At 68.8% G+C, this 3,063-nt stretch carries 5 protein-coding genes; 4 read left to right on the forward strand and 1 reads right to left on the reverse strand.

Annotation, left to right across the window (positions count from 1 at the left end; translation table 11 throughout):
• The first annotated feature begins 102 nt into the window (after positions 1-102).
• The 4 genes from BZL64_RS32905 to BZL64_RS32920 all read left to right on the forward strand — a co-directional run bounded on the left by BZL64_RS32905 (position 103) and on the right by BZL64_RS32920 (position 2,750).
• Entirely contained in the window at positions 103-735 is a 633-nt protein-coding gene (locus tag BZL64_RS32905) for an AIM24 family protein (protein WP_086772768.1), read from the forward strand.
• 1 nt (position 736) lies between these two features.
• Positions 737-1,387: an AIM24 family protein gene (locus tag BZL64_RS32910; protein WP_086772769.1), complete on the forward strand. Its 651-nt coding sequence runs from the start codon at positions 737-739 to the stop codon at positions 1,385-1,387.
• Entirely contained in the window at positions 1,384-2,181 is a 798-nt protein-coding gene (locus BZL64_RS32915) for an AIM24 family protein (RefSeq protein ID WP_086772770.1), read from the forward strand. Before BZL64_RS32910 ends, BZL64_RS32915 begins: the two co-directional genes overlap by 4 nt.
• Before the next feature lie 92 nt (positions 2,182-2,273).
• Entirely contained in the window at positions 2,274-2,750 is a 477-nt protein-coding gene (locus BZL64_RS32920; protein ID WP_086772771.1) for a MarR family winged helix-turn-helix transcriptional regulator, read from the forward strand.
• 57 nt (positions 2,751-2,807) lie between these two features.
• Here the strand turns inward: BZL64_RS32920 and BZL64_RS32925 are convergent.
• On the reverse strand, positions 2,808-3,063 hold a 256-nt coding region (locus BZL64_RS32925), incomplete at its 5' end, for an ATP-binding protein (protein ID WP_086772772.1).

The following is a 3,063-nucleotide window of genomic DNA, read 5'->3' on the forward strand; positions in this document are numbered from 1 at the left end:
GGGTGGGCGCGACCCGCGACACCTAGGGGACCATTCAGGGACGATCTCCACCCGAGGGCCCTGTCGGCACGGCGCCCCGAACGCTACCTTCACAGCGTGGCGATGTTTCGACTCCAAGGCAGCAAGGTGCTCGCCGTCGACATGACCGGGGACGCCGTGAAGGCGAAGAACGGCTCGATGGTCGCGTACGACGGGCAGATGGCCTTCAAGAAGATGAGCGGCGGCGGTGAGGGACTGCGGGGCATGGTGACCCGGCGGCTCACCGGCGAGCAGATGACCGTGATGGAGGTGAGGGGGCAGGGCACCTGCTGGTTCGCGGACCGCGCCTCCGAGATCAACCTCGTGAACCTCCAGGGGGACACGCTGTACGTGGAGTCGAGCAACCTGCTCGCGGCGGACTCCGGGCTGCGGACGGGGACGTCCTTCACCGGCATGCGCGGCGCCTCGCAGGGCAACGGGCTCTTCACGACGACCATCGAGGGGCACGGCCAGGCGGCGATCACCTCGGACGGTCCCGCGGTGGTGCTCCGGGTCAGCCCGCAGTTCCCGCTGACCGTGGACCCGGGGGCGTACGTCGCCCACCAGGGGAACGTACGGCAGTCCTTCCAGTCCGGTGTGACGTTCCGCACACTGATGGGGGAAGGCGGCGGCGAGGCCTTCCAGATCCGCTTCGAGGGGGACGGCCTGGTGTACGTCCAGCCCAGCGAGCGGAACACGATCGCGGGGGATGTCTGACATGGCCCTCCGCGAGATCAACTCCAAGATCGTCGAGGCGACCGTGCTGCCGGGTCAGCGGCTGTTCAGCCAGCGCGGCGCGATGCTCGCCTACCGGGGCGAGGTGTCCTTCACCCCGAACATTCAGGGTGGCCAGGGCGGTGTGATGTCGATGATCGGCCGCCGCATGGCGAACGAGGACACCCCCCTGATGTCCGTCGAGGGCAGCGGCACCGTCCTGTTCGGGCACGGCGGCCACCACGTCCAGGTCATCAACCTCACCGGCGAGACGCTCTACGTCGAGGCCGACCGGCTGCTCGCCTTCGAGGGCACCCTCCAGCAGGGGACCATGTTCATGGGCTCGCAGGGCGGCGTGATGGGCATGGTCCGCGGCCAGGTCAGCGGCCAGGGCCTGTTCACCACGACCCTGAAGGGCCACGGCTCGGTCGCCGTGATGGCCCACGGCGGCGTCTTCGAGGTCCCGATCACCCCCCAGCGCCCGATCCACGTCGACCCGCAGGCCTACGTCGCCCACCACGGCGACGTCCGCAACAAGCTGTCGACCGCCCTGGGCTGGCGGGACATGGTGGGCCGCGGCTCCGGCGAGGCGTTCCAGCTGGAGCTGAGCGGCAGCGGCACGGTGTACGTCCAGGCGTCGGAGGAGAAGCTGTGACCACCTACCCGGGCACCGGCGGCCCCACCGTCCTCGACCCGACGACCCTGCCGGTCGACGACAACGTGAACGCGTACACCTTCTGCGTGGAGCTGAAGGGGAGCCAGTGGTTCCTCCAGAAGGGGAAGATGATCGCCTACTACGGGTCGATCGACTTCAACGGCATCGGGCACGGCCGGCTGGACCGCCTGGTGCGCACGTCGTTCCATTCACCTCTGCACGCGAGCGACTGGGTCGTGGCGGAGGGCTCGGGCAAGATGCTGCTCGCCGACCGGGCCTTCGACGTGAACTCGTACGACCTGGAAGACGGCAACCTGACCATTCGCTCGGGCAATCTGCTCGCTTTTCAGCCAACTCTCGCGCTGAAGCAGTCGATCGTTCCAGGTTTTCTGACGCTGATCGGAACCGGAAAGTTCGTGGCCGCATCTAACGGGCCGGTGGTGTTCATGGAACCCCCGATCCGGGTGGACCCGCAGGCGCTCGTCGGCTGGGCCGACTGCCCGTCCCCGTGCCATCACTACGACCACGGGTACATGACGGGCTTGATGGGCGGTCTACGTGCACTGACGGGCCTGGGCGGGGCTTCCGGGGAGGAGCATCAGTTCGAGTTCGTGGGCGCCGGCACGGTGCTGCTCCAGTCCACCGAGACGCTCATGGCGGAGCAGGCCACGGGAGCGGTTCCGCACGAGCCGGGGGTGCCCGGCGGAGGTGGGCCGGGCGGGGCCGGAGGGCAAGGCGGCGCACCGCGTCTTCCCGGACAGCTGGGGGACCTCCAGCGTCGCTTCGGGCTGTGAGCGGTAGTCTGCTGAGAGTGACATCGAACGCGTGCGCACTGTCACACCACCCTCAGTAGTTCGCCTTTCAACATTTTAGGTAGACTTCACTTATGGAGACCGAAACGGCCACGCGCTGGCTGACCGAAGCGGAGCAGTGCGCCTGGCGCACCCACCTGGAGGTCAACAGGCTGTTGACGTACCAGCTTGAAAAGGATCTTCAGCCGTTCGGGCTGACCATGAACGACTACGAAATCCTGGTGAACCTCTCCGAGTCGGAGGGCGTCCGGATGCGGATGAGCGACCTCGCGTCCGCCACCCTCCAGTCGAAGAGCCGGCTCTCGCACCAGATCACCCGCATGGAGAACGCCGACCTGGTGCGCCGTGAGAACTGCGAGTCCGACCGCCGCGGTCTGTACGCGGTCCTCACCGAGCACGGCATGGAGACGATGCGCAAGGTCGCGCCCCATCATGTGTCGTCGGTACGACGGCACTTCATCGACCTTCTCTCCACCGAGGCCCTCGCGGAACTCGACAAGGCCCTGACCCCCATCGCGGACCACCTCCGCGAGCAGCGGGGACGCCCGTAGGCGGCTGGACCGAAGCGGCCGGCCGGACCAGAGCGGACGGCCGGACGACCGAAGCGGCTAGACCGCCGGAAGGCGGAGCTCGAAAAGGGCTCCGCCTTCCGGCGTCCCACGGACCGTGAGGGTGCCGCCGTGGCGTTCCGCCACGTCGCGGGCGATGGCCAGGCCGAGGCCCGCCCCGCCGTCGTCCCGGCTGCGGGCGGCGTCGAGCCGGACGAACCGCTCGAAGACCCGCTCCCGGTCCGCCTCCGGCACGCCGTCCCCGTCGTCGGCGACAGCGACCACGGCCCGCCCGCAGCCGGGACGACGGCGGGGC

Origin of the sequence: Streptomyces bobili (genome assembly GCF_002154575.1) — a bacterium.
In the GTDB taxonomy this organism is placed as follows: domain Bacteria; phylum Actinomycetota; class Actinomycetes; order Streptomycetales; family Streptomycetaceae; genus Streptomyces; species Streptomyces bobili.

What these genes read in the sequence shown, in the direction of transcription:
- BZL64_RS32905 (WP_086772768.1), top strand. Translation starts at nt 103, where the DNA reads ATGTTTCGACTCCAAGGCAGCAAGGTGCTCGCCGTCGACATGACCGGG.
- BZL64_RS32910 (WP_086772769.1), top strand. Translation starts at nt 737, where the DNA reads ATGGCCCTCCGCGAGATCAACTCCAAGATCGTCGAGGCGACCGTGCTG.
- BZL64_RS32920 (WP_086772771.1), top strand. Translation starts at nt 2,274, where the DNA reads ATGGAGACCGAAACGGCCACGCGCTGGCTGACCGAAGCGGAGCAGTGC.